At 41.3% G+C, this 26,989-nt stretch carries 31 protein-coding genes and 1 other annotated feature; of the genes, 1 reads left to right on the top strand and 30 read right to left on the bottom strand.

The features are described from left to right. Positions 1-58 precede the first annotated feature (58 nt). The 7 genes from secDF to ruvA all read right to left on the bottom strand — a co-directional run bounded on the left by secDF (position 59) and on the right by ruvA (position 7,056). Positions 59-2,335 (bottom strand): protein translocase subunit SecDF, encoded by a 2,277-nt coding sequence (gene secDF, locus PLANO_RS06360; protein WP_038703631.1) that lies wholly within the window; start codon positions 2,333-2,335, stop codon positions 59-61. Positions 2,336-2,482: 147 nt separating this feature from the next. Beyond that, positions 2,483-2,791, bottom strand: coding sequence for a post-transcriptional regulator (locus PLANO_RS06355; protein ID WP_038703630.1), 309 nt, complete (start codon positions 2,789-2,791; stop codon positions 2,483-2,485). Between the two features lie 118 nt (positions 2,792-2,909). Next, positions 2,910-3,185, bottom strand: a complete 276-nt coding sequence (yajC, locus tag PLANO_RS06350) for a preprotein translocase subunit YajC (protein WP_038703629.1) — start codon at positions 3,183-3,185, stop codon at positions 2,910-2,912. A 42-nt stretch (positions 3,186-3,227) separates the two neighbouring features. Then, on the bottom strand, positions 3,228-4,370 hold the full coding sequence (tgt, locus tag PLANO_RS06345; protein ID WP_038703628.1) for a tRNA guanosine(34) transglycosylase Tgt: 1,143 nt from the start codon (positions 4,368-4,370) through the stop codon (positions 3,228-3,230). After that, positions 4,367-5,446, bottom strand: coding sequence for a tRNA preQ1(34) S-adenosylmethionine ribosyltransferase-isomerase QueA (gene queA, locus PLANO_RS06340; protein WP_038703627.1), 1,080 nt, complete (start codon positions 5,444-5,446; stop codon positions 4,367-4,369). Before queA ends, tgt begins: the two co-directional genes overlap by 4 nt. Beyond that, the gene (gene ruvB, locus PLANO_RS06335) at positions 5,443-6,441 is read right to left on the bottom strand and encodes a Holliday junction branch migration DNA helicase RuvB (RefSeq protein WP_038703626.1); all 999 of its coding nucleotides are present in this window, start codon (positions 6,439-6,441) and stop codon (positions 5,443-5,445) included. The genes queA and ruvB overlap by 4 nt, the downstream gene beginning before the upstream one ends. Positions 6,442-6,459: 18 nt before the next feature. Continuing rightward, the gene (gene ruvA, locus PLANO_RS06330; RefSeq protein WP_038703625.1) at positions 6,460-7,056 is read right to left on the bottom strand and encodes a Holliday junction branch migration protein RuvA; all 597 of its coding nucleotides are present in this window, start codon (positions 7,054-7,056) and stop codon (positions 6,460-6,462) included. Between the two features lie 125 nt (positions 7,057-7,181). On the opposite strand from ruvA, the gene PLANO_RS06325 reads away from it, so the two are divergent. Continuing rightward, positions 7,182-7,715: a transcription repressor NadR gene (locus PLANO_RS06325; RefSeq protein WP_038703624.1), complete on the top strand. Its 534-nt coding sequence runs from the start codon at positions 7,182-7,184 to the stop codon at positions 7,713-7,715. Positions 7,716-7,929: 214 nt separating this feature from the next. On the opposite strand, the gene pheA is transcribed toward PLANO_RS06325, so the two are convergent. From pheA to PLANO_RS06210, 23 genes are all read right to left on the bottom strand, one after another. Next, the gene (gene pheA / locus PLANO_RS06320) at positions 7,930-8,796 is read right to left on the bottom strand and encodes a prephenate dehydratase (protein ID WP_038703622.1); all 867 of its coding nucleotides are present in this window, start codon (positions 8,794-8,796) and stop codon (positions 7,930-7,932) included. A 15-nt stretch (positions 8,797-8,811) separates the two neighbouring features. Then, entirely contained in the window at positions 8,812-9,264 is a 453-nt protein-coding gene (locus PLANO_RS06315; protein ID WP_038703621.1) for an ACT domain-containing protein, read from the bottom strand. A gap of 16 nt (positions 9,265-9,280) precedes the next feature. Then, positions 9,281-10,570: a GTPase ObgE gene (gene obgE / locus PLANO_RS06310; RefSeq protein WP_038703620.1), complete on the bottom strand. Its 1,290-nt coding sequence runs from the start codon at positions 10,568-10,570 to the stop codon at positions 9,281-9,283. A 1-nt stretch (position 10,571) separates the two neighbouring features. After that, positions 10,572-11,087, bottom strand: coding sequence for a Spo0B domain-containing protein (locus PLANO_RS06305; protein WP_038703619.1), 516 nt, complete (start codon positions 11,085-11,087; stop codon positions 10,572-10,574). A gap of 146 nt (positions 11,088-11,233) precedes the next feature. Beyond that, on the bottom strand, positions 11,234-11,524 hold the full coding sequence (gene rpmA, locus PLANO_RS06300) for a 50S ribosomal protein L27 (RefSeq protein ID WP_008498930.1): 291 nt from the start codon (positions 11,522-11,524) through the stop codon (positions 11,234-11,236). 13 nt (positions 11,525-11,537) lie between these two features. Next, on the bottom strand, positions 11,538-11,867 hold the full coding sequence (locus PLANO_RS06295) for a ribosomal-processing cysteine protease Prp (protein ID WP_038703618.1): 330 nt from the start codon (positions 11,865-11,867) through the stop codon (positions 11,538-11,540). Between the two features lie 2 nt (positions 11,868-11,869). Next, positions 11,870-12,178, bottom strand: a complete 309-nt coding sequence (gene rplU, locus PLANO_RS06290; RefSeq protein ID WP_008498928.1) for a 50S ribosomal protein L21 — start codon at positions 12,176-12,178, stop codon at positions 11,870-11,872. Positions 12,179-12,191: 13 nt separating this feature from the next. Further along, positions 12,192-12,273: a sequence feature (ribosomal protein L21 leader region), on the bottom strand. Positions 12,274-12,454: 181 nt separating this feature from the next. Next, entirely contained in the window at positions 12,455-13,393 is a 939-nt protein-coding gene (locus PLANO_RS06285; protein WP_038703617.1) for a nuclease-related domain-containing protein, read from the bottom strand. Positions 13,394-13,453: 60 nt separating this feature from the next. Then, positions 13,454-14,254, bottom strand: a complete 801-nt coding sequence (minD, locus tag PLANO_RS06280; protein WP_038703616.1) for a septum site-determining protein MinD — start codon at positions 14,252-14,254, stop codon at positions 13,454-13,456. Position 14,255: 1 nt separating this feature from the next. Beyond that, positions 14,256-14,927 carry a septum site-determining protein MinC gene (minC, locus tag PLANO_RS06275; RefSeq protein ID WP_038703615.1) on the bottom strand — a complete coding sequence of 224 codons (672 nt, stop codon included), beginning with the start codon at positions 14,925-14,927 and terminating at the stop codon, positions 14,256-14,258. Between the two features lie 16 nt (positions 14,928-14,943). Beyond that, positions 14,944-15,474 (bottom strand): rod shape-determining protein MreD, encoded by a 531-nt coding sequence (gene mreD / locus PLANO_RS06270; protein ID WP_038703614.1) that lies wholly within the window; start codon positions 15,472-15,474, stop codon positions 14,944-14,946. Beyond that, a complete protein-coding gene (mreC, locus tag PLANO_RS06265) occupies positions 15,471-16,355 on the bottom strand; it encodes a rod shape-determining protein MreC (RefSeq protein WP_038703613.1) in 885 nt (294 codons plus the stop codon). Before mreC ends, mreD begins: the two co-directional genes overlap by 4 nt. 13 nt (positions 16,356-16,368) lie before the next feature. Continuing rightward, on the bottom strand, positions 16,369-17,397 hold the full coding sequence (locus PLANO_RS06260) for a rod shape-determining protein (protein WP_038703612.1): 1,029 nt from the start codon (positions 17,395-17,397) through the stop codon (positions 16,369-16,371). A 94-nt stretch (positions 17,398-17,491) separates the two neighbouring features. Then, positions 17,492-18,184 (bottom strand): RadC family protein, encoded by a 693-nt coding sequence (gene radC, locus PLANO_RS06255; RefSeq protein WP_038703611.1) that lies wholly within the window; start codon positions 18,182-18,184, stop codon positions 17,492-17,494. Continuing rightward, positions 18,184-18,786: a Maf family protein gene (locus PLANO_RS06250; protein ID WP_038703610.1), complete on the bottom strand. Its 603-nt coding sequence runs from the start codon at positions 18,784-18,786 to the stop codon at positions 18,184-18,186. Before PLANO_RS06250 ends, radC begins: the two co-directional genes overlap by 1 nt. A 338-nt stretch (positions 18,787-19,124) precedes the next feature. After that, positions 19,125-19,880, bottom strand: a complete 756-nt coding sequence (locus PLANO_RS06245; protein ID WP_038703609.1) for a prepilin peptidase — start codon at positions 19,878-19,880, stop codon at positions 19,125-19,127. A 132-nt stretch (positions 19,881-20,012) separates the two neighbouring features. Further along, on the bottom strand, positions 20,013-20,768 hold the full coding sequence (locus PLANO_RS06240) for a hypothetical protein (protein WP_038703608.1): 756 nt from the start codon (positions 20,766-20,768) through the stop codon (positions 20,013-20,015). Continuing rightward, the gene (locus PLANO_RS06235; RefSeq protein WP_038703607.1) at positions 20,765-21,508 is read right to left on the bottom strand and encodes a fimbrial assembly protein; all 744 of its coding nucleotides are present in this window, start codon (positions 21,506-21,508) and stop codon (positions 20,765-20,767) included. Before PLANO_RS06235 ends, PLANO_RS06240 begins: the two co-directional genes overlap by 4 nt. Positions 21,509-21,514: 6 nt before the next feature. Continuing rightward, positions 21,515-22,453, bottom strand: a complete 939-nt coding sequence (gene pilM, locus PLANO_RS06230; RefSeq protein WP_038703606.1) for a type IV pilus biogenesis protein PilM — start codon at positions 22,451-22,453, stop codon at positions 21,515-21,517. A 31-nt stretch (positions 22,454-22,484) separates the two neighbouring features. Continuing rightward, positions 22,485-22,925: a prepilin-type N-terminal cleavage/methylation domain-containing protein gene (locus PLANO_RS06225; RefSeq protein ID WP_038703605.1), complete on the bottom strand. Its 441-nt coding sequence runs from the start codon at positions 22,923-22,925 to the stop codon at positions 22,485-22,487. 129 nt (positions 22,926-23,054) lie between these two features. After that, on the bottom strand, positions 23,055-24,266 hold the full coding sequence (locus tag PLANO_RS06220; RefSeq protein ID WP_038703604.1) for a type II secretion system F family protein: 1,212 nt from the start codon (positions 24,264-24,266) through the stop codon (positions 23,055-23,057). A 1-nt stretch (position 24,267) separates the two neighbouring features. After that, entirely contained in the window at positions 24,268-25,314 is a 1,047-nt protein-coding gene (locus PLANO_RS06215) for a type IV pilus twitching motility protein PilT (protein WP_038703603.1), read from the bottom strand. A 3-nt stretch (positions 25,315-25,317) separates the two neighbouring features. Then, positions 25,318-26,976 carry a GspE/PulE family protein gene (locus PLANO_RS06210; RefSeq protein WP_038703602.1) on the bottom strand — a complete coding sequence of 553 codons (1,659 nt, stop codon included), beginning with the start codon at positions 26,974-26,976 and terminating at the stop codon, positions 25,318-25,320. Between the last annotated feature and the right edge of the window lie 13 nt (positions 26,977-26,989).

Genomic DNA, 26,989 nt, shown 5'->3' with positions numbered 1-26,989 from the left:
AATAAAAAAATGGAACAAGGTCATAGTAATTATACCCTGTTCCATCATAGCTTTAAACTTAAACTACAGGTTCGTCTGAACCCCATTTATTTTCTTGTTCTTTTTTCTCGATATCGATTGGCCCTTTTTTATTTAACTCAGCTTTTTTCATAATCAGCCATAGCTGAGCTGCGATAAAGATTGAGGAATAGGTTCCAGCGATTAAACCGATTAATAAGGCGATCGAGAAGTTAGTGATTGATGGAGCACCAAAGATTAATAGCGCAATGACAACTAATAATACAGTTAATACCGTATTAACCGAACGACCTAGCGTTTGACGAAGTGATACGTTGACCACTTTTTCTAGCTGCTCGACCGTGTCGATTTTCTTCATGCGCTTCATATTTTCACGAATTCGGTCAAACGTTACAATGGTATCGTTAATCGAATAACCGATAATCGTTAAGACAGCCGCAATAAAGGTGATATCGACTTCTAGACGAAGTAAACTAAATACTGCGACGATAAAGAAGGCATCGTGAATCAATGCAACGATTGATGCAACACCCATGCGCCATTCAAAACGGAACGCTACATAGATAATAATTCCAATAGCTGCGATTGACAATGCATACAATGCATTTTTCGCTAATTCTTGACCTACTGTTGGCGACACGGTTGATACGTTTGGTTCTGCACCAAACTCATCCATCGTGACAGCTTTTAAATTATTGATTTGTTCTTGGCTAAACTCTTCTTTGAAACGTGCGACGCCAATATCAGAATTGTCTCCTGAAATGACAATATCGTCTGTTTCAAATCCAGCACCATCAAGGAATGTTTGTACTTCATCTTTTGTTAACGCGGCTTCTGATGCAATTTCTACACGCGTACCACTTGAAAAGTCGATACCTAGATTTAGACGGAACACACCAAGAACAGCCATCCCTGAAACAATTAATACAATTGAAGCTAAGAAAAACTTATTGCGGTTACGTGCAAAATCAAAGCGATCAAATCGCGTAGATAAATCCGTAATTTCTAAGTTTTCTTCTTTTGCATGAATAACGGATTGCTTTAATCCAAACATGCCTGGTTTGTTATCGAGCACACCGCTATTGACCCATAAGCCAAGCAATAAACGCGATCCCCAAACGGCTGTAATAAAGCTGACTAATATAGAGATAATAAGCAAAGTCGCGAATCCTTTAACAGAGCTTGTTCCATAATAGAACAACACAGCTGCTGCTAATAAAGTCGTAACGTTGGCATCAATGATCGCCGAGAATGACGAACGTGCGCCTACCCGGAACGAGTCTTTTATTGACTTGCCTGTTCTCATTTCTTCACGAATACGTTCGTACGTAATAATGTTGGCATCTACTGCCATCCCGACACCAAGCATAATCGCAGCGATACCTGGTAAAGTGAGCACGCCGCCAATCCATTCGAACACCACCATGATCAAATAAACATATGCTGATAGCGTGACAACTGCTACCGCACCCGGTAAACGATAATACACGAGCATGAATAAGAGCACTAATGCAATACCGACTGCTGCTGCAACCATTGTTTGATCAAGTGCTTGTTCTCCAAATTGTGCACCAACAGAAGTCGAATAAATCTCTTCTAAGCTAACCGGCAATGCCCCGGCATTTAAAATCCCAGCAAGATTTTGGGTTTCCTCAACTGTAAAAGAACCTGTAATTTCAACAGATGGTGATGAAATTCGTTTCTCAACTCTTGGCGCAGAAACAAATTTCGGGTCTGCTTTCAGACGCTCTTCTGCGAATGAATCCACACCTTCTTCAAAATCTAGCCAAATAACTAATAAATTATCTGGTGGAGCTGTTTGAGAAACTTGTTCTGTAATTTCAGCGAATTTTCCTGGATCGTTTAATTCTAATGTGACAATCGGGTTCCCATTTGAATCAAAAGTTCCTGTCGCGCCGCCTTGCTTCAAGTCATTGCCTGAAAGCAACAGATTATCTTCAGCGTCACGGAACGTTAAGTTGGCTTCTGTCGACAGCAATTCACGTGCTGACGCTTGATCTTCAACTCCCGCCAATTGAACACGAATGCGGTCTTCGCCTTCAATTTGAATAACGGGTTCACTAACACCTAGTACGTTAATCCGGTTCATCAACGCATTTGTCGTATCTGTCAGTACGTCTTGTGTGATTTCTTGGCCATCTTGAAGAGCTGATACTTCGTAAAGCACTTCAAAACCACCTTGCAAATCCAGTCCTAATTTAACGTCTTTTGCGATTGGTAAACTCGTGCTGCCTATAACTCCTATCAGTAGCAAAACCAATAAGAAAAAGGCGATAATGCGGCCTCTTGCTTTCATATGTAAATTTCCTCCTCGTCGTGAAAAACACAGCACTATCATTATGAAACAGCCGTAATGCGCTGTCAAATTCAACTCGGGTAATCGAGCGAAAAATGAGTGTTTTTAAAATCTAGTTGAGATACACCTACTTAATAAAAAATTTTTTTATTTTTTATTAGGTGGACGTAGTAAATGTTGAATATTTTCAATGGTGCTATCGTCGTTCCAACGCGCTTTTTTTAATCCTTCGACTTGGTGGTAAGCTAAAAAGTCAGATGCAGTCATATCCATAATGTCATTAATCATTTCATAAAGATGCATCGACTTTATATCTTTTTTCCGCCATTTTTTCTTCACACAAAACTCCCATAAATCTTCTTCTGTAAATGTATCATAATCAAAATGATAGAATTCACTTTGTTTACTTTCGAGCGCTGGCAAAACGAATTTAAATTGTTCTGGATAACTCGTCATGCAAATACTCCTTTCTGATGTGTTCTATCTATTGTACCCTGTAACTGGAAAATTTAGAATAAGGACATTATTTTTTCAATAAAAAAACGCCTTCTCAATCGAAGGCGAGCTTTTACATTTAGATTACTGCTTTTGCAGATTCCACTACACGTGCGATTGCTTGGCGCTCAAACTGCAAACGCGTACCATCAGCTACAGTGATGTAGATTGTAGCATCATCAACAGCATCAACTAGGCCGTGTAATCCGCCGATTGTGACAATGCGGTCGCCACGTCTTAGTTCAGTCTGCATGTCTTTAGTTGCCTTCTGACGTTTTTGTGCAGGACGGATGATGAAAAACCACATTAGCAAGAACATTAATAGTAAAGGTGATAACGCAATTAACGTATCCATTATTCAATTTCCCCCTTTCACTTTCTCTATTCTGTTTCTAACTCAGAAATTTTTAGCATTGGGTTTATTGAAACCGTAAGCTTCAAAAAATTCTTCGCGGAAATCTCCCAGGCGGTCTTCTCGAATAGCTTGACGCACCTGTCCCATTAAGTTTAACAGAAATTGCAGGTTATGATAACTAGTAAGTCGAATTCCGAAGGTTTCATCTGCACGAATCAAATGATGGACATATGCACGCGAATAATTTGTGCAAGTGTAGCAATCACATTTCTCGTCGATTGGTCCAAAATCACGCTTGAATGCTGCGTTTTTAATATTTAAACGTCCAGTGCTTGTCATCAATGTACCATTACGCGCAATACGTGTCGGTAAGACACAATCAAACATATCAATGCCGCGAATTGCACCGTCGATAAGTGAATCGGGTGAACCAACACCCATTAAATATCGAGGCTTGTCGGCTGGCATTAACGGCGTTGTATATTCTAACGCACGGTTCATGACGTCTTTTGGTTCACCAACTGACAATCCACCAATTGCGTATCCTGGGAAATCAAGAGACACAAGGTCTTGCGCACTTTGTTTGCGCAAGTCTTCAAATTCGCCACCTTGAATGATGCCAAATAATGCTTGATCTTGTGGACGTTGATGCGCTTCAAGACAACGCTCTGCCCATCGAGACGTTCGTTCAACACTTGACTTCATGTATTCATGCGTCGCTGGGAATGGTGGACATTCGTCAAATGCCATCATGATGTCAGATCCTAGATCATTTTGAATATGCATTGCTTTTTCAGGGCTCAAAAACAATTTATCGCCGTTCATGTGATTACGGAAATGAACGCCTTCTTCTTTAATATTGCGGAATTCACTTAGTGAAAATACTTGGAAACCGCCGGAATCCGTTAAAATCGGACGATCCCAGTTCATGAATTTATGCAATCCACCCGCTTCTTTAATGACATCATTCCCTGGACGCAACCATAAATGGTAGGTGTTACTTAAAATGATGCCCGCGTTCATTGCTTTTAATTCTTCTGGTGACATGGTTTTAACGGTTGCTTGTGTACCGACTGGCATAAATGCCGGTGTTTCAAAAGAACCGTGTGGTGTGTGGACGATTCCGAGTCGTGCGCCTGTTTGTTTACAGGTTTTGATGTGTTCGTACGTAACTGCTGCTGTCATTGGTGAGTCTCCTTTTTCTGTGGTTCAATAAACATCGCATCTCCAAAGCTGAAAAAACGGTAACGTTCATCTACTGCTTGTTTATAGGCATTTAATATAAGGTCGCGACTCGATAATGCGCTAACGAGCATAACCAATGTCGATTTTGGCAAATGGAAATTGGTGATTAAGCCATCAACCGCTTTAAATTCATAGCCCGGGAAAATAAAAATATCCGTCCAGCCACTATCTTCTTGTAATTCACCATCAAACTTTTGTGCGACCGACTCAAGTGTACGTGTCGAAGTTGTGCCAACTGACACAATTCGTCCACCATTTTGTTTTGTTTCATTAATAAGATCGGCTGTTTCTTTTGAAATTCGGTAAAATTCCGAATGCATTTCGTGATCTTCAATCGAGTCAACCGATACCGGACGGAATGTGCCCAGTCCTACGTGAAGCGTGATAAATGTGATATTGACACCTTTGTTACGGATTCTTTCCAATAACTCATCAGTAAAATGAAGTCCAGCAGTAGGAGCCGCAGCACTGCCGCGTTCTTTTGCAAAAACCGTTTGGTAACGGTCTTGGTCTTCTAGTTTTTCACGAATATAAGGAGGCAATGGCATTTCGCCCAATTGATCCAAAATCTCATAAAAAATTCCGTCATAGATCATTTTAAAATGACGTCCACCGTGATCCAGAATACCGGTACATTCTGCACGCAATAAGCCTTCACCGAATGAAACAACTGTCCCTATTTTTACTTTTTTTGCAGGTTTCACTAGGGTTTCCCACACATCGTCTTCTATTTGCTTTAGAAGTAATAGTTCAATGTTTGCCCCAGTATCTTCTTTCACACCCATTAAACGAGCAGGTAGCACACGCGTATCGTTTAATACGAGTGTGTCGCCTTTTTGCAAGTAATCGGTAATGTCCCGAAAATGGCGGTGAGACGTCTCTCCTGTTTGCTGATTCATCACCAAAAGACGACTCGACGTACGGTCGAGTAATGGCGTTTGCGCAATCAATTCTTCTGGCAAATCAAAATCATAATCTTGTATGTTTAAGCTTGTCGTTGTTTGTAGTTTAGTCATTCAGGCATCTCCAATTTAAAGTGTTCATAGGCTAATTGTGTAACAGTACGACCTCTAGGCGTTCGTTGAATAAAACCAATTTGCAGCAAATACGGTTCGTAAACATCTTCAATCGTTGTCGACTCTTCCCCAATACTTGCCGCAATAGTATCAAGTCCAACAGGACCGCCACGGAAACGTTCAATCATGCCCGTTAATAATTTATGATCAATATGATCAAGCCCAAGTGGGTCGACTTGCAACATTTCAAGAGCTTGCTCTGCCATATCCATTGTGATTGTGCCGGTTCCGCGAACTTGTGCATAATCACGTACGCGTTTCAGTAAACGATTGGCAATACGTGGTGTTCCACGAGAACGGCGTGCTATTTCAACAGCGGCGTTTGGATCTATGTCTGCTTCGAATAATTTAGAAGAGCGAATGACGATTTCCGTCAAAGCTTCTGTGTCGTAATAATCGAGTCGTGACAACACACCAAAACGGTCACGTAGCGGTGCTGACAAAGCTCCAGCTCGCGTTGTTGCACCAATTAACGTAAACGGCGGCAAATCGAGTCTGACAGATCTCGCTGTTGGACCTTTACCTACGACTATATCCAAACAAAAATCTTCCATTGCTGGATATAACACTTCTTCGATTGCACGGTTTAAGCGGTGAATTTCATCGATAAACAAAACATCACCTGGTTCTAATGATGAAACAATGGCCGCTAAATCACCTGGTCGTTCAATGGCTGGTCCACTAGTCATTTTAACATTGACTTCCATTTCATTGGCGATAACAGCTGCCAATGTGGTCTTCCCGAGTCCAGGAGGCCCATACAACAAGACATGGTCTAAACTTTCTTGACGCATTTTTGCAGCTTCAATAAAAATTTGCAAATTGTGTTTTACTTTATGTTGTCCAATATATTGAGACAACATTTGAGGTCGCAGCGATTGCTCGAAACGATCATCAAATTCCGAAACTTCACTATCGATTATGCGATCTTCCATGCCGTCCGCCTCCTTTCATCAGTTTTGTTTAAGTAGTAACTGTAACGCTTTTTTCATAAAGCCTTCTGTATCTAAATCTAAATCACGTAGTTGTGGTTTTACTTTATTGATTTCACGTTCTGAATAACCAAGTGCGCCAAGGGCCAACATTGCTTCTTCAAGTTCACCTTGGTCGCTAGACAGCAAGTTGTGGGTGTCTTCGGCTCCTAATGATTCGCCAAAAAACTCGGTAAGCTTGCCCTTTAAATCCAAAATCATTTGACGAGCCGTTTTTTTGCCGACTCCCGGAAATTTCACTAAATACGACTCATCTTCCTGTTCAATCGCTTCAATCACGTGTTGCGGTTGTCCGCTCGCTAAAATGGCTAAAGCACCTTTTGGACCGATACCAGAAACCGAAATTAACTTACGAAATAATTCTCGCTGTTCAAACGTCGGAAAGCCAAAAAGCAATTGGGCATCTTCTCGCACGTGATGATGCAGAAATACTTGTAAATCTTCTGTACCAAATGAATACGGATTTGGCGCAAATATTTGCCAGCCAATTCCTTGCTGTTCTATTACTAAATATTCAGGCGTTACGCGTGTTACCGTGCCTTTTATGTAATCGTACATGGACAGTCTCTCCTTTAATTCAACTTAACAATTATAGCATATTCGCGCGCGTTAGACGAAATAATCCCACTGTTGTCTGGCACATGATAAGATAACTATAACGAGTCGATAAGTGAGGGATTTACATGAAAAAATTATTGGGCGAACAACGCCGTCAATTTTTGTTAGAAAAAATCAAAACATCAAACGAGCCAATCACAGGCAGTGATTTGGCTGCTCTTGCAAATGTATCTCGCCAAGTGATTGTTGGCGATATGACTTTGCTAAAAGCAAAAGGTGAACCTATACTTGCAACGAGCCAAGGCTATTTGTATTTGGCGGATCGCACAACTGAAAAAGCGAGCCGCCGTATTGCGTGTCGTCACCAAGCGGATGACACGGAACGCGAATTAATCTTATTAGTCGAAGCGGGTGTTACCGTTAAAGACGTGTCAATCGAACATCCTGTTTACGGAGAATTAACAGCGGGTGTTCATGTCTCGAGCGTGCAAGAAGTAGAAGTCTTTATGAAACGCATCCGCGACACCGGTGCTAGCTACTTACTGGAGTTAACAGATGGCACGCATCTACACACGATTACTGCACCAGACTCCGCAACACTTGATCAAGCGGTTCGTGCAATGCGTGAGCATGGATTTTTATTAGAAGAAAGTGAATAGATTTTTAATTCGCAAATCCCCCCTATAGTCGTATTTTCCGAAGCTTATCGCTCGCTTTCCGTTGGGCGGGAATCGAGCGAACGCTTCTCCAAATAAGTAGATAGGGTACTTACTTTTTTCATTGCAAAAGAATCTAATTCTCATGAAATATAATTTTGATTAATGTGTTCAACACATAAAAAGTCCCGCAGCATTTTCGCTGCGGGACTTTTGTTTAATTTTTGTACGTGTAATACGAGCCGAGCGTTTTCACTGTGCATCCTAAAGCTGTAAGTTCTTCGAACGCACCGCGCATCATCGCATCGTTTTCGTCCGCTAGTACATCCGCGATAAAGAAATAATCCCCAAGACCCGTTTTTAATGGACGCGACTCGATTTTACTCAAGTTTAACCGTCTCCATGCAAAAACCGACAAAATTTGGTGTAACACACCTGAACGATCATCGTCTGGCAAGGTCATCATCAAGGTTGTTTTGATTTGTTCCTCATGTTGCGGATTGTCTAGCTTATGATTGGATTTTGACACCACAAAAAAGCGTGTGTGATTAAAATGGAAATCATGAATATCGCGTTGCAAGATGTCCAAGCCGTATTTATGGGCTGAGAATTCATTGCCAATTGCTGCAATATTACGCTCGGGCAACTCCGATACCATTTTAGCCGCGGCTGCTGTCGAGCTATATTGCTCTAGTGGTGTGCTTTTATATGTATAGTAAAGATATTTATGACATTGTGCCAGTGCATGCGGATGCGAATATATCGCTTCAAATGATTCCGCGTGGCGGTTTTCAGGGTGCACCAATAAATGCTGTTCAATCGGCGATAATACTTCAGCCGTCACATACAATTCGGCTTCATGGAATAAATAATCCAGTGTTAATGGAACCGATCCTTCTAATGCATTTTCCAGTGGCACGACAGCGTAGTCTACGCTGCCTTCTGCCACTGCTTCTATGCATTCGGGAATGGTTGTAAATGGCACCAGTGTACTATCAGGAAAAACTTTTGTTGCCGCAAGGTGTGTAAATGACGCTTCCGGCCCTAAATACGAAATTCGTTTACTTATAGCTTGTCCAGTCATTTATACATTCCTCCATTAAGATGATCCACTTGATACCACATCAGCTGACTCGACAAAATCGAGTTTTTTCAGCTGTTGCAAAAATACGTCCAAATTCCCGTCCATCGCCGTAACGTCCAAAGACAAAGTGACATTCGCTCGCCCTTGGATCGGAATGGTTTGATGGATGGTTAAAATATTACAGCCGTTTTCAGCGACTGTTTGCAGAAGTGTCGCAAGCGTTCCTGAGCGGTCTTCTAATTGCAAGAAAACCGTCAAGATCCGTTCTTTGACAATCGAATGGAACGGAAATACAGCGTCACGATATTTATAAAACGCGGAGCGCGAAAGACCTGTTTTGTTCACAGCATCCAAAATGGAAATGCGGTCATTTTGCAGCATTCTTTTCACTTCAAGCGTTTTTTGCATCGCTTCTGTTAAAACGTCTTCACGCACTAAATAATATCGTTGTTCCGAAATATCCTTCATTCAAGCTACCTCCGCATCAATCCATAAATTCGAATTCGAATTCAAGCAAACGAACCGTGTCGCCATTTTCTGCGCCACGTTCACGAAGAGCATCATCAATTCCCATACCGCGCATTTGACGAGCAAAGCGACGAATTGAATCTTCACGAGAAAAGTCCGTCATTTTGAACATACGTTCAATCGCATAGCCAGATAGGATAAATGCGCCATCTGGACCGCGTGTAATGTCAAAGCCATCTGCATCCGTTTCGTGTTTGTACAATACTGTGCTTTCTGAATCGGCTTCTTCGTCACCCATTAACGGGAATTCTGGTGTTACTTCAATGACATCCGCAATGGCAAACAATAAGTTGTTTAATCCTTTACGCGACAATGCTGAAATCGGGAAAATGCGTGCATCTTCCGGCAATTTTTCGCGGAATTTCGCTAAATTCTCTTCAGAATCAGGCATATCCATTTTGTTTGCAACGATCAATTGCGGACGTTCTGTTAAACGCATATTGTATTGTTTTAATTCTTCATTGATTGTTAAGTAATCTTCGTAAGGTTCGCGTCCTTCAAGACCAGACATATCAATTACGTGAATGATGACACGTGTGCGTTCGATATGACGTAGGAATTGATGGCCAAGACCGATTCCTTCGTGAGCGCCTTGGATTAATCCAGGAAGATCGGCCATAACAAAGCTGCGCTGGTCTTCTGTTTCAACCATGCCCAAGTTTGGAACGATCGTTGTGAAATGGTATTCAGCAATTTTCGGCTTCGCAGCAGAAACGACTGACAATAATGTCGATTTCCCGACACTCGGGAATCCAACAAGTCCAGCATCTGCCAATACTTTCAATTCCAAAATAACATTACGCTCATAACCCGGTTCGCCTTTTTCAGAAAGCTCTGGAGCTGGGTTTGCAGGTGTTGCAAAACGTGAGTTCCCACGTCCGCCACGACCACCTTTAGCGATAACAGCAGTTTGACCGTGTTCAACTAAGTCAGCAATTGTTTCGCCTGTATCGACGTCTTTTACAACTGTGCCTGGTGGAACTTTGATCAATGTATCTTCTGCTTTTGCACCGTGTTGGTTTTTACTCATTCCGTGTGTTCCACGTTCAGCTTTAAAGATCCGTTTGTAACGGAAATCCATTAGCGTACGTAATCCTTCTTCAACGATAAAGACGATATTCCCGCCTTTACCACCATCTCCACCGGCAGGGCCGCCGTTTGGTACATATTTTTCGCGACGGAAAGCAACCATGCCATCTCCGCCGTCGCCACCTTTAACATAAACTTTTACGTGATCGACAAACATATTATCCCTCCATCCGTGCACGAACAACAATCATTGTGTTGTCTTCGCTACACTCTTTTCGTACAGTGAATCCATCTGTTTCCACTAGCTTCAAGTCCGGCCAATTCTCCGAACAACTGATCATTATTTCAAAAAACGCTTTATCAGACTTTAATAAAATCTTACAATCAAACACTTGATAAGGACTCAATTGCTGTTTTGCTAATTCTACAAAATCCTCTAAAAAACGCTGGAATTCGCCATCTAAATGTGTGGGCGCTGTAACAGCCTGACACTCTACTTGGAAATTAAATCCAGGAAAGCGCCAATTGACTGTTAGCAGCCACTCCTCTGTCAGCGGTAGCCCGATGTCGGCTAGCCGGCTGGCATGCATAGACGCTTCGGCATACGAACGAATAAGCACTTGTGCCTCTTGCAGACGGCCAAGATCTAAATTCATTTTGATTAATTGAAGGTCATTTAAAAAATCATGGCGCGCATGCCGAAGCGATTGTGCCACTGTCATTGGTTTATCCATAAGTCACGTCCCGATTCAGCTTCTTATTCCAGTATACCAATAATTCGTAGTAAATTCCCAAAATAATGCGCCTAACCTATCTCATGAATTGCGCCGATTATTTTCAAAAGAAAAAGGACTGCGAAAGCAGCCCTTTTCGTTTTGTATTAAGCTTCTTGTGCAACTGGATATACGCTAACTTTTTTCTTATCGCGTCCGAAACGTTCGAAACGAACAACTCCGTCGATTTTAGCAAAAAGTGTATCGTCTCCGCCGCGTCCAACGTTCTCACCTGGATAAATTCTAGTACCGCGTTGACGGTATAAAATTGAACCACCAGTAACTTCTTGGCCGTCTGCACGTTTTGCGCCAAGGCGTTTAGATTCTGAGTCACGTCCGTTTCTCGTTGAACCTACACCTTTTTTAGATGCAAAAAACTGAAGATCTAATCTTAACATTCTGTCCCACCTCCTAAGCTGTGAAGGTTATTTTAATATATTCTTCATAGTCTTGTTCAATCGTTTTTAATGAAACAATCATAGAGCGCACTAGCAGTTGAACCTGCTCATCCGTCTTATCATCCAAGTTACTCGGAAAACTGACTTTTAAAAAGCCGCTATTCGCTTGCTGAATATCTGGTTCGATTCCCATAAGTTCTATGATGGCATTCACAGCTCCAAAAGAGACAGCAGATGCTCCAGCACAAACGAGGTCTTGCCCGTGTTCAGCGTAATCCGCGTGACCTGACATTTCAAAGGACGAAATGCGGTTTGACGTTTCTTTTACAGTTACAAGTATCATTCTTACAGGTTAATTGCATCGACAGTCAATTTCGTGTATGGCTGACGGTGACCTTTTTTTCTATGGTAGTTCTTTTTCGCTTTATAAGTGAAAACAGTGATCTTTTTAGCGCGGCCGCTTTTTACAACTTTAGCCGTAACAGTAGCTCCTTCAACAAAAGGAACACCCACTTTAGTATCATCTCCACCTACAAATAGAACTTTGTCAAAAGTGATAACATCACCAGCTTCTCCAGTCAATTTCTCAACATAGATTTCTTGGCCTGCTTCTACTTTGATTTGTTTTCCACCAGTTTCAATAATCGCGTACATATCCTTGCACCTCCTCTAGATTAAGACTCGCCTATTCAGGTGATCTGCCGAAGCATCTTCTTAACGTAACCTGATTCGAGCGGTTGCAGCAATGATATGCTACAAACATAACATTAGAATAATACCATGTGGCGACTAGTCGAGTCAATAGGGAATGTACTTTTTCGGCAAATTGATTGTGAGGCGTGAGGTTATGATTTGTTTGAGGTGCGGTTGTGTGGTCGCGAGGTGCGGTCTTTGCTCTCTGAGGTGCGGTTATCTGCGCGCGAGGTGCGGTCACCTATAAACGCGAGCAAAATACGCTCTTAGCAAATCGCGGTTTTCTATAATTTGCCGCTTGCCCCGCACGTTACTCTTTGGAGCTGACTTTACGAGCAACCGGTACAATACGTATTTGTCTTCGACACCGAGCAACTTATACGCAATTTGCGTGTCGAGTTTATTGCCAAACAGCACGGCGTATTCTTGCAATGTGACTTCGTGTGCATCTCGCGAATTAAAATTACATCTAGCACAATGCCATTTACGATTTTGCCAGACAAGCGGACAGTTGCGGCAAGTTGGACAAGTCACACCGAGACGCAGCGAATCGAGCGTAATCTTTTGACGCTCGAGCCATTGTCGTTTGGTATTGCGCATTGGCAGTCCGTGTAACTTCGCTGTTAATGTTGCGACGTTAAAAAGTTCCGCTCCGTGCGCTAGCTGCTCTAAGTGAAATGGCAAGTAATCAAGCGATACAACCGGATAATGTTTCGGGGCATCGACTACTTTTCCTGAACGACTCGCAAGAACGATGACACCGTGCGCAGGGACCCCGAGAAATCCAGAAACTGCTTTTACGGCGCGGTGCAATTGCGCTTCTGGGTTTCGCATTCCTTCCCTGCGGCCATCAACAATACGGTGAAACTGAAAATTTACTGAGTCAAAATAAAACTCGCCGATCATGTTCTTTACTTCCAGCACGCAAATAAAGTCTCCATGGACCAGCAACAAGTCAATTTGCACCGAGCCGTCTTTATAAGGAATATGAATATCACTCAACAAAGCAAATTCTCTAGGTAAATCTAATTCTCTTTTCAACAAAGCAGCCGTGCGCTGTTCACCACTCACGCCTGCTAGAGAGTTTTTTAATTCGGAAACCACCATTTGTTTTGATTCATGACTAGCTAACAATTTTTCTGCTGAAATCATTTGAACAAGTAAAAATTCGTTCATCCCACACCTCCCGAAAGTTTTAAAAAAGCCCTCGCTATAATAGCGAAGGCTCGGTATATTTTATTTCGTAAAGACGGCTTTGATTTTTGTAAACAAACTTGGTGGTGCTTTTTCCATGCTCATCAACGGCACCGATTCACCTAGCAAGCGGCGAGCAATATTGCGGTAGCCAAGTGCTGCAGTGTTAGACGGATCCATAACAATCGGTTCACCTTTGTTTGAGCTTGAAATAACGCGCTCATCGTCAGCCACGATGCCTAGTAAATCAATCGATAAATGTGTCGTGATTTCATTCACATCAAGCGCTTCTCCCGCTTTCATCAAATGTGGGCGAATACGGTTAATGATTAAACGCGGTGCATCAATGTTTTCTTCAAGTTCCAACAAACCGATAATGCGGTCAGCGTCGCGAACTGCTGAAATTTCAGGAGTTGTCACGACAATTGCGTGATCCGCTCCAGCGACAGCATTTTTATAGCCTTGCTCGATGCCGGCTGGGCAATCGATAATGACAAAATCATAATCTTTTTTCAGTTCAGTCACGAGTTCTTTCATTTGTTCTGGATTCACATCGTTTTTGTCAGCAGTTTGCGCTGCTGGCAATAAATAAAGCATATCATCAAAACGTTTGTCTTTCACAAGCGCCTGGTGCACTTTGCAACGACCTTCTAATACGTCAATCAAATCATAAATGATACGATTTTCAAGTCCTAAAATAACATCAAGGTTACGTAAGCCAATATCGGTATCGATCAAACATACTTTCTTCCCTTGAAGGGCCAATGCAGTGCCGAGGTTGGCGGTTGTCGTCGTTTTACCGACGCCTCCCTTACCTGATGTAATTACGATAGCTTCTCCCACACTAGCTTCCTCCTTTAAACGTTGAAATTTGCGGACGGATAAACCGCAATTCCTGCAAGCGGTCTATAATGATGGTGCCATTTTTATGTAAATATGCACATTCCATTTCCGGTTGTTCCGATAAACTAGACAACTCGTCTGTCATTGTTTCCAATTCGTCGTGAATTTTTAATTGTGTTGCTTCTAGCCAAGATGCCGCAATAACTGCGTCGCGATTGCCTTTTGTTCCGGCATGCGCTGCACCTTTTAAACGACCCAATACATATACGCTACCGCCGGCTTCGACGCGACCGTTCGGGTTAACATCGCCAATAACGACCAAGTCGCCTTCAGCTTTGACTACTTGCCCAGATCTCACAATGCCGACGTATGTTTCTGATTGACTTTCAATGATCTTTTGCTGGCATTCTTCGACTTTTAAAATATCGCTCGTAGTTCCAACAACCTTTAAATGAGGGTTTGTTGCAACCACTTCGCTAAGCTCTTGAATCTGACTTTCTGTGCAATAACGTTTGTTTAAATGCACCGTCACTTCGGTATCACTGTCTAGCGCAGGATCCGATACTTTCGCTTTTAACTCGGTCAATAACTCAGAATATGCACATTGATCGTCGAGATACAGCACAAGTCCTTTATTTTTCCCTTTAATATTAACGAGATTCTTCAAAAAAATGTCACCTGCGCTTTCATTAATATAAACCTACCTTGTTGTCACGCTCTGATAATTGCGTGACCATTACCGACTTAAAAATCCAGCCGAGCATCACCAAGAAAATTGAATTGGCGATCATCGTTGGCCATAATCTTGTCGTGATAAACGTGCCAAGCGGCATCCCCGTCAATGAAATAAGCAGGAAGAATTGGTACAGCAAAAACTCGAACAATGCCAATAACACGAGCGTCAGCAGGGTCGCTGTCAATAAATTCCGAGGAATCTTTTTGAATGCAGCTGCTGCAACTAGACATATGGCCGGGTACAAAAAAGAATATAATCCAATAATATCAATGTAAAAGACATCATACAAGAGCCCGAAAAATAATCCATAAAACATGGCATGCTTTAAATCATAATAAAGCGTTAAAAAAATCAAGAACATAATGAGAAAACGCGGCACAATATAATTCCATTCGCCGCCAATATATATTGGTGAGAAAAGACCAAAAACCGGTTCCATGAAAAACAGGACGAGGCAGATCAACGGAATAAGAAAACGAATCATGATTCATCGTCTCCTGTCACGCCATTGTCTTCACCGTCCACTTCCGGCATTAGTCGATCTGCAATAATGACGTGGTTTAAAAGAGAAAAGTCAGCTGCTGGTTTCACATAAGCAAGCTTTGTTAAACCAAACTCATCAATTGTTACTTCAGTAATCGTTCCAATTAAAATACCTTTTGGAAAAATTCCACCGAGACCACTTGATATCACTTGGTCCCCTTTTTTTAACTCAATATTCGCATCAATACGCTTTAATAATAATTCGTGTCGCTCGGCATCGTAGCCTTCAATAAGTCCAAAAACATCTTTCGCTCCACCCACAACCATCGCTGATACGCGGTAGTTCGGGTTGAGCGTCGAAATCAATTCAACTGTCGAAGTAGTAGGCGTTGTTAATGTCACCTTACCGATCAAGCCACTTGCCGTCATAACAGCCATATTGGGTTTAACGCCTTGGTTGGATCCACTATTTAAGATCAATTTTTCTTCCCATTGATCCGGGTTCCGTGCAATGACCGTTGCTTGAATCGGGTTAAAGTCTCGTAAATCTTCTTCTTTACCAACAATTTTGTTCAGTTCTTCATTTTCAGAACGCAAGTCCTTTACTTCAGCCTGCACACCCGCAAATTCTTCTAAGCGCGTTTTCAGATGCTGGTTTTCTTCAAATGTATTCAATAACGAATCGACATTATCGAAAATTCCAGTAACAAAATGAGCAGGTCGTGAAAATACCGACTGCCCGGCTCCAACAGCATCTTTTATGATTTGTTCCGGAAGCGACACATTGCCGCGATCACGGAGCGAAAAAGAAATCAGTGCAACGAGCAGGATGACACCCAACAGCAGCAGAATTAGCCGCTTGTTTGTTAAAAGCTTTGGCATATCGCCATCCTCCTTATTTAATTGATAACTGGCGTCGGAATTTGTCCATATTCTCAAGCGCCATGCCTGTGCCCAGTGCGACACAGTCTAATGGATTTTCAGCAATAGATACTGGCATTGAAGTTTCTTGTGAAATCACACGGTCAAGATTTTTAAGTAAGGCGCCTCCACCGGTCAACACAATACCATTTCCGATAATGTCTGCACTCAATTCAGGCGGTGTTTTTTCTAGTGCTGCTTTAATACCCGTCAAAATCTCAGCAACCGGTTCTTGTAACGCTTCTGCAATTTCACCAGCCGTGATTTGCAGCGTTTTCGGAAATCCAGTGACTAAGTCACGACCGCGAATCTCCATTGTGACATCTTTTTCAGAAGCTTCCATAATAGCTGCAGATCCAATGCCGAATTTGAGTGCTTCAGCCGTTCTTTCCCCGATTAATACTTGATAGGCTTTACGAATATAATGGATAATTTCAGTATCCAACGCATCTCCTGCAACACGAATCGATTCACTCGAAACAATTCCGCCGAGTGAAATAATGGCGACTTCTGTCGTTCCGCCCCCAATATCGACGACCATACTGCCAACAGGTTCCCATACTGGCAAATTTGCACCAATCGCTGCTGCAAAAGGCTCTTCAATGGTAAAAGCTTCGCGCGCTCCAGCTGCCCGAGCAGCATTTAAAACTGCACGTTGCTCAACCGAAGTAATGCCAAAAGGTACACAAATCATAACTGTTCCTGTTTTCCATTTACTACCGACAGCTCGAAACGCCTCAGCAAGATTGTGTTTGATCATTGTTAAGGTCGTGTCGTAATCCGCGATAACACCGTCACGCATTGGCCGTACTGCGACGATCGAACTGGCTGTACGCCCCATCATATTTTTAGCTTTGCTGCCGACCGCTACAATTTCGCCAGTCGCTTTATTTTTAATCACAACAGAAGGTTCACGAAGAACAATTCCCTTGCCTTTAATATACACCAATGTATTTGCTGTGCCTAAGTCAATTCCAACATCTTTTGAACTAAATCCAAACAAAGTTTTTCTTCCCTTCTATCACTCAGCTGCATCTTCACAATTGTGTTGACACAATACCAATCATTATAGACGAAAAGAAAAAAAATAAACAGTGCTACATGAACCCCTTTTCTTTCAATGAAATGAATTGGTGGTCTCCGATAATGACGTGATCTAGTAGTTCAATGCCAATGATACTTCCTGCTTCTACTAGTCGTTTGGTGACTTCGATGTCTTCTGGAGATGGTGCAGGATTACCAGATGGGTGATTGTGCGCGCAAACGATTGAAGCCGAAGAACGACGCACCGCTTCACGGAAAATTTCTCGAGGATGAACGATAGAAGCATTCAAGCTGCCAACAAAAATGGTTTGTCTATGCATTACTTGATTTTTAATATTGAGGAACAAGACAACAAAATGTTCTTGCTTGAGCGAAGTCATTTCTGTCATTAAATAAGAAGCGGCGTCTTTCGGAGAACGAATGGTAAATTTCGTATCGGTTTGTTTTGAAGACAAGCGCCGGCCAAGTTCAACTGCCGCGAGCAGTTGCACTGCTTTTGCTTGTCCGATGCCATTGATCGCCACCATCTCTTCAATCGTGGCGTTTTTTAATTCCTGAATTTGCTCAAAATGAGTGAGTACGCGATTTGCCAAATGTAATACGGATTCTTGGCGACTGCCCGTGCGCAATAAAATCGCTATCAGCTCTTGGTTCGACAACGCTGCAGCACCTTGATTCTTCAAGCGTTCACGCGGACGGTCTGTAATATGTACATCTCGAATCATTAATGGTGTTTCATTTCGCATCAGACACCGCTCCCTTCTAACGAAATAAATCCTGCAGCATTTAGCTTTTGTGTTAACGCAGCAACCGGCAACCCGACGACAGCGTTGTAATCTCCTTTTATTTCTTTAACAAATAATCCAGAGACTGTTTGAATACCATAAGCACCTGCTTTATCGTACGGATCTTCTGTATGGATATATGCATTTATCCACGCTTCTGGCAATTCATAAAATGTCACTTGAACCGTTTCATGAAATGACAACTCGCTATCTCCCTGAACAACCGTTACTGCCGTAATGACGTGATGCGTCCGACCAGATAATTTCTGTAAATAGCTTTTAGCCTGTTCTTTACTTTTGGGCTTTAATAAAATCTCTTCATCTAATACAACAATTGTATCGGAACCGATGACAACGACGTCCGTGTTGTTCGCTGCTACTTCCTGTGCTTTTTGGGCAGCGCAAGCCAATACATAACCAAGTGCAGTTTGAAATTGCTGCGGATTGGGTTCATCTTTCTTGCTCGGAACGACATCAAAATCAACACCAAGCATGCCAAGCAGTTCTTGGCGGCGTGGCGATTGCGAAGCGAGAATGATGGGAAAATGGGATATGAACTTCATAAAAAATCTCTCCTTTTTTCAAGAATCATACCATTCCTAGAAACATGAAAACAAATGCCGATAAATGATTTTTGCTGCAATAAGCTTATTGAAAACTGAGATTTGGTTGTTCTATTAGTCTTGAATCGCTATGTATAGGTGTTGATAATTCTAATTTATTATATTCCGCAAAAGGGCTGCCTTTTCCCGGAAGTCGCTTTTAGACTACATAAAGCAAAGAAACAGGTGCGCTCCCTGACTTTTGGCGAAAGCCATCCTCAAAGCGTTCGAAGCGGTTTGCCAATAAAAAAATATAGACAACTCAAACAGATCGAGTTGTCTACATTTTAGATGAAGCCTCATCCTAGAAAATTCATATACCACGAAAGAATTCCGTCACCCCAGAAATAAACGATAATCGCTGCAGCTGCAATAGACGGACCGAACGGAATCGGTGATTTGCGTCCTTTTTTTGTAACACGCAATTGAATAATGCCAACAATCGCGCCAATAAACGATGCAAAAAACAAGGTCATCAATGTCCCGCTTAAACCAAGAACTAAGCCTATGACGAAAAATAATTTAATATCGCCACCACCCATACCGCCTTTAGAGACAATTGCAATTAAAAACAATATTGTAAATCCAACGACCGCACCCAGCAAACTATTCCACCATGGGTCAAGCGGAATTACAAAACGCAACCCAAGCAAGACAACCGCAAACGGCAATAATACTTTATCCGGTATTAGCATATAAGCAATATCTGAAACTGTGATGATCACAAGTAGCGAGACAAACAAAATCGCCACAATCAACTCTGGTGTAAATCCAAACACTAAATATGAAGCAACAAATAAAACCGCTGTGATTGCTTCCATCAAAGGGTACACCCAATGAATGCTCGAACTACATGTGCGACATTTACCTTTTAAAAATAAATAAGAAAAAACTGGAACCAAATCTAATGCCGTTAAACGACGATTGCAATTTGTGCAATGCGAAGGCGGATACGCAATTGATTCTTTTTTTGGTACGCGCAGTCCGACTACATTAAAAAAAGAGCCAAACACCAGGCCAAACAAGCCAATAAAAACAGAATAAGTTAATACCATAACAACCCTCTTTGCTTTAGTTTAATAAAAAGATGATTTTGAAATGAGTTAAAATAATTATAGCTTTCTTTGGAATGAAAAAACTCTATTCTATCAAAAAAAGAGAAATCGCAATGATTTCTCTTCGATCTCTTACTCATTTGAAGAAGATGCACTTTCATCAACATTCACTTCAATATTTACTTCAACATCATTAGTGTTTTCAGCTTCGTCGTCAGCTAAATCGATACCATTATAATCTGGCAATGGATTCTTTTTGCCTGCTGGCGCGGGTGTATCCACTTTCGGTACCGTATCTGCTAACGCGATTAAGTCTGGTCGGAAGTATGCCGAAAACGTTAAGTTGACATCGATTTTTTCTGCATCTTGCTCTTCCATCTTCACTTCTTCGTTAGAGCTAAAATCAACCGCTTCGACAATCATAATACGTTCCATCGCTTCTACTTCTTCTATAAAAGAAGTGATCTCACGATAATTGTCTGCTTTGACAGTAACCGTCGTTAATACTTCTTGTAGGTTTTCAAGCCCTTCAACAGGTACAGGCAGTTGAACAAGTCCTTCTGTAATACCAATATTATCGATCAATGTCCCAGAGATTAACTCCGCTTTTTCAATTTGCAAGACGATAAGTTCGGTCAATGCTTCAACAGACACTTTTCGTTGCAATTGACTAGGATTTACTTTTTCGCTTTCTGGCAATTCTTTAAACTCTGTTTGCAAAGCAATCAACACGTCACGTTCAGCTTTTAAAATTTGTTCTGCTTGTATTCTCGCTTCTTTCGTAGGTACATATAACAAAAAGTAGGAATACGCAGATAAAGCTACTAACAAAATACTTACTAAAACAATTAACCCTTTTTCCTTTTGACTTTTTGAATAATTACTCACTGCTCATCCCCTCCTGATTCTGCGGGAGCGGTTTCTGGCGTTTCTGTTTCAGTGTTGACATCAACATTTACTTCAACTTCTTCAACCGGTTCTTCGACAGTTTCTTCAACTGGAGCTTCTGGTGTCGTTTCACCGTCTACTGGAACAGCCGTGTCATCCGTCGGAAGTCGGTCATCTTCAAATAGAATAGTATAAGTTGCTATGTATCGAGGGAGTTCTTGATCAACTTCTTCCACAAATTCTCCGCCTTCTTCCAAACTAAGCTCTTGTTGAGCAACACTAACTAGTGTAGCCGACTTAATTAGTTCTGAAGCTTTCAGTTGCGCTAAATAATATGCGGCTTGTCTTGAAGAATCAAACTGAACTGATAAAGTGGCCTCGTCTAACCCTACATAAGAAAAAGTATCGAAAAATCCACGTGCTGGCAAAATCGAAACAAGTTCCTCTAATAGAGGGACTGTATCAAACTGATAACTCTCTGCCCAATCAACCGTTACTTTTAATTGTTGTTCCTCATTCATGCCTTGTGCGGCTTCTAACTTTGCTCGAATCGCTTCTTGTTCAGAGGTGACTTGCATAGTTTGTGCTGCTAAAAGTGCTTGTTCTTTTTCATTAGCATTAGCCACAATAGCAAACACTGCCCATATAATGACAGCCAATAGTAAAATCGCAATTGCCGCAATAAGAAAGGCGGGACGATCCCGCTCTTTTTGCGGCAATAAGTTAATATCAACTAACATAATTGTTTACACCTCTTTCAGCGCGAGACCGATTGCCCGGTTAAAGCGTCTTGGCACATCTTTTTCATCGCCACATGGAATCGGATCGATAACAACTGGCAAAATCGGTATTTGAAAACGACGTTCTAGGTTTTGTTGGAATGCTTGCCAATCATAAAAGTCACCATTACACACAATTTTTGTAACACCATATTGTCCGGCATTCATATTATACCGATAGAAATTTGCTAGTTTTTCAGCTTCGATTTCAACCGTTTCCATAACCGCTGTCCGATCTGATAAAAACGGATCATCAATTTCCAAATCAATTGGACGCATAAACATAGGATAATGTTCATGGAAAATCGATACTGTCATTTTCTTTGACTGCAAATCAATCAGCATTACGTGCTCGTCTTCTTGAAAATCATGTTGCAAATACGCTAAGCGATAAAGTGCAAGTGGCGTAATATCAGCCACAACTGCTTTTAGTTTTACATTCTCAAATGCTTCTTCATAAGCTTGAACAATCGATTCTCTTGACGCGATAATAATCGCTTCTGGTTGCTCTTCTTCTAAATGATACGGCACCACATCAAAGACGGGGTCTTCAAATGGCAAATACAAAGTCGATCCAATTTCTATAAAGAAATGACCTTTTAGTTCATCGACTGCAACATTTTCGGGGTATGGTACTTTGCGGATAATAACGAATTCGTCAGGGGCGAGGAATCGGACTGACTTCTTAGAGAGACCCCACTGATTGACAGCCTTATCGAGTACCAAGGCCAGCGCTTCCGCATCGACAATCTTACCATCCTCAATAATGCCTGTGGGAAGAAGGATTTCTTCCGCACAGTTTAGCTCAAGTGGCCAAGAGGATTGCAAGTCGACATGACGAATCGCGTCTTCTTCTATTGTAATGGTGATGACGCGTGCTTTATTTGATAAAAACGATAAGGCCATGTTTTCAGCTCCTATGATAAACTTTCTGCGGTTATTTAATATCTACACCTGTAAAGTTTTTATTTTCAATTTTGCCTAAACCAGAATTAGAAATAGCAGTTTTAATTTCATATTTGGTACCATTGTTAAGTTCCGCTTTACCAGTAATTTTTAATTCTTTTGAAGCAGCATCACGAGTTATTATCACTTCTTTTAAAGAACCTTTATCTTCAATATAAGGTGCAAGATCAGTAAGGTGATTTGTAGAACTTGCTGGTGGTACAGTTCCAGTTTCAGTTACGTATAAATTAGCAGATGCAAGTGCTTGTTGGAAATCAGCTTTAACAGCGCCATTTCTACTATTTTCAATAATACTGCCTATAGCTGGAATCGCAATAGCTGCAATAATCGCAATAATTACAATTACTGCTAAAAGCTCAATCAATGTCATACCTTTTTCGTTATTTAATTTCTGTTGTAAATATTTCTTCATTTTATTTCCCCCTATTTTTTTACTTTTTTATACTACTTTGAGTATATGATAATTATAACAATAGTACTAATTTTTGCAATAGTTATTTTCGATATAAATAATAAATTTATAGTATTTTTATTTTAAAACCTATAATTTATCTACATTCTGGAACATTTCAAACATTGGCATCATAATTGCAAGTACTATAGTCCCAACCAATGCAGCTAGTACAACAATCATTAACGGCTCGATTAATGCTTTTAATCGATCAGTTTCAGCCTCAACTTCTTTTTCGTAAAATTCCGCCACTTTACTTAACATGTGATCTAATGAACCGGTTTGTTCTCCGATTGAAATCATATGTGGAATAAGGGGGGGAAATGCCCAGTGCTTACGCATCGGCTCTGTTAAAGAACCGCCCCGTTCAAGAGAATCACGCGCTGCTAAAATAACTTTGGACATTACGGCATTGTCAACAACTTTTTCTGTCATCGTTAAACATTGTAAAATTGGGACTGAACTTGAGAACAATGAACTTAATGTTCGTGTTAATCGAGCAAGTGCAGATTTTTGCATGATTTTACCAAAAATCGGCATTTTCAACAATAACGTATCCAATATCATATTACCTCGAGGACTTTTTCTCATCAACCATATAACCGCTACAAATGAAATTCCTGCAAACAACAATAAATACCAATACCCTTGAACAAAATCTGAAGCACCCATTACGAATTGTGTGATTAACGGCAACTCTCCACCAAATCCTGAAAACATATCCGCAAACATTGGAACAATAGAGGATAACAAGAAAATTACTACACCAATTGCCAGAAATCCAACCACTACGGGATAAGACATCGCAGAAATAACTTTTTGCCTGGTTTGATAAGCTTTATCGTAATGAGTCGCTAAACTATCTAGAGACTCATCAATATTCCCCGCTAATTCTCCTGCTTTAACTAAGTTTATTGTTAAAGGTTCAAATATTTTTGGGTATTTTGCTAATGAATTGGATAAGGCATTCCCTTTTCGTAAGTCATCTGCTATTTCCGACAATGCTTTTTGAAGAGCCTTGGACTCTACTTGTTGAGATAAAATATGAATTGAATCAACAATTGTTACTCCTGCACGCATTAAAGTTGAAAATTGTCGTAAAAACATAATAAATTGATCTCGTTTAACCGGATTACCTATTGAAATATCTTTTTGTAACGCCGTAGCGGGCATTTCGCGTATGTCGATCACACGAATTCCATCATCGCGGAGTTTACTTACAGCTTCTTTGCGTCCACTTGCAACCACAACACCCGATCTAATCTTCGTGCGATCTCGTCCTTCGTATTTATAACGAGCCATCTCAATCCACTCCTATTAAATAAGGTTGTGCGACTTCACGTGTGATTTTCCCTTTTTTCAATAGCTCTTGTACCGATGTTTCCATCATGTGCATTCCTAACGCTCGGTTTGTCAAAATGACGTTTGGGATTTGGTGAACCTTTTCCGAACGGATTAAGTTGGCAATAGCCGAGTTGGAAATCATAATCTCTGTAGCTGCAACACGACCCTTGCCATCAGCTGTAGGCAATAACCTTTGTGAAACAACCGCTTTAATGATACCCCCTAGTTGTGTTCGGATTTGTGCATGTTGTTCGTGCGGGAAAACATCAATAATTCGTTCGATCGTTGATGAAGCACTCGACGTATGCAACGTTCCCATCACTAAATGTCCGGTTTCAGCTGCGGTAATTGCAGTGGTGATTGTTTCTAAATCGCGCATTTCTCCAACTAAAATGACATCCGGATCTTGACGAAGTGCTGCGCGTAAACCATTAGCGAACGACTTTGTGTCAAAGCCTACTTCTCGTTGGTCTATGACTGAAGTTCCATGACTATGCATATACTCAATTGGATCTTCAAGGGTAATAATATGTTTGTTCATATGCTCGTTCATATAGCGAATCATTGCAGCTAAAGTTGTAGATTTACCTGATCCTGTAGGCCCGGTAACGAGAATAAGTCCTTGATGTGTGTCGGCAAGCTTTTTTAATGTGTCAGGCATTTGAAGGTCATCTATCGTCGGGATATTCGAGGCAATCGTCCGAAAAGCATGGGAAATTGAACCTCGCTGGTGAAACGAATTGACACGGTAACGAGCAACACCTGGAATTGAGTACGTATAATCCATTTCGCCTTTATCCATAAATGCATCCCATAAAGATTCAGGCATTAACGCTTTTGCGATAGCCATCGTGTCTGCTGGCATCAGTTTTTCATCACCAAATTGAACCAACTTCCCATTGATTCGGAAAATTGGCGTAATACCGGTGGTCATATGAATATCAGAAACGCCTCGTTCTTTTGCTTCAGTTAATACACGATCGATAAATGTAGTTGAAGTCGTCATAGGCTAATCTGTCATGGCAACGCGAAGTACTTCTTCTGTCGTTGTCATGCCCTCCTTTACTTTTAATAACCCATCGTCGATGAGGAAGATGGTTTTATTTTTGATCGCGATTTCCCGAATTTCGGCGGCAGAACCACCGCGATTGATCACATCTTTAATATTTTCGTCCACAACTAATACTTCGTGAATGGCCATACGTCCTTTATAACCCGTCATATTGCATGCCGGACAACCTTTCCCGCGTGCTATGGTATCCAGTGTAATTCCACGCTTAGCTGCAATTTCTTTTTCTCTTACTGTTACCGGATGTAATTCTTTACAATCTCGACAAACGCGGCGGATTAATCGTTGTGCAACTACGGCATTTAATGAAGCCGTTACGAGAAATGGTTCAATGCCCATATCCATTAAACGTGTAATAGATGCGATTGAGTCATTTGTGTGAATCGTACTTAACACTAAATGTCCGGTTAGAGAAGCACGTATCGAAATATCTGCAGTTTCTTTGTCTCGAATTTCGCCTACCATGACAATGTCCGGGTCTTGCCGCAAAATCGAACGAAGCCCAGCTGCAAACGTCAGTCCAACATTTGTATTCACTTGTATTTGGTTGATTCCTTCCAATTGATACTCCACTGGGTCTTCTACAGTAATCACATTAACTTCTTCCGAATTTAATTTATTTAACGCGGCATAAAGTGTAGAAGATTTCCCTGATCCTGTAGGACCTGAAATCAAGACAATGCCGTTTGGCTTTGCGATTTCTCGCATAAATCGCTGCATATTCAACTCACTAAAGCCCAATTTTGAAATATCGGTCAAGTTTTGGCTCAAGTCCAAAATTCGCATAACGATTTTTTCACCATAAACAGTCGGCAACGAAGATACACGCAAATCGATGGCACGGAAGTCTACTGTTGTCTTGATCCGACCATCTTGCGGTATACGATTTTCGGTTATATCTAAATTTGATAAGATTTTTATACGCGCCGTAATCATTTGCTGCATACTTTTTGGTAAAGTCCGTTCGGTGCGCAGCGTTCCATCAATACGGTATCTGACAAGAACACGGTTTTCCTGAGGATCTAAGTGAATATCACTCGCCTTTTGCGATACAGCATTCGACAACAATTGGTTAACCAATCGTACAATTGGTGCATCCGAGTCATCTAAATCACTTTGCTGCTCTTCTGCAGTTTTCGGCAAGTCTTCCAACAATTCATCGTATGATTCTTCGTCGTAATATTTAGCAATGGTTTTGACAATATCTTCTTTCGAAGCAATCGCAGGTTCAATATAAAATCCTGTCGTTAACCGAAGATCATCGATAGTGATGAAATCTGTCGGGTCATTCATCGCGATAAACAATCGGTCACCCACTGTTTTTAGAGGAACCAACAGTTTCCGTTTAGCAAAATCTTTGGGCACTACGTTAAACAGTTTTGGATCAAATGGATAGCGATAGAGAGAAACGTATGGAATGCCTAGCTGAACTTCTAAGGTATCAATCAACTGTCGTTCGGTGATAATACCACGTTGCAGTAACGCATCGCCGAGCTTTTGATCATTCGGCTTGCTATTCAGCGTTTCCTGCAATTCCGCTTCTGTCAATAACCGCTGCTCAACTAAAATATCACCTAATCTTTTTCGGACAACCGCCAAACTGATTCCTCCT

The sequence above is a fragment of the Planococcus sp. PAMC 21323 genome, assembly GCF_000785555.1.
In the GTDB taxonomy this organism is placed as follows: Bacteria; Bacillota; Bacilli; order Bacillales_A; family Planococcaceae; genus Planococcus.
The sequence above is the reverse complement of the archived record's forward strand: the minus strand, read 5'-3'. Positions and strand labels throughout refer to the sequence as shown.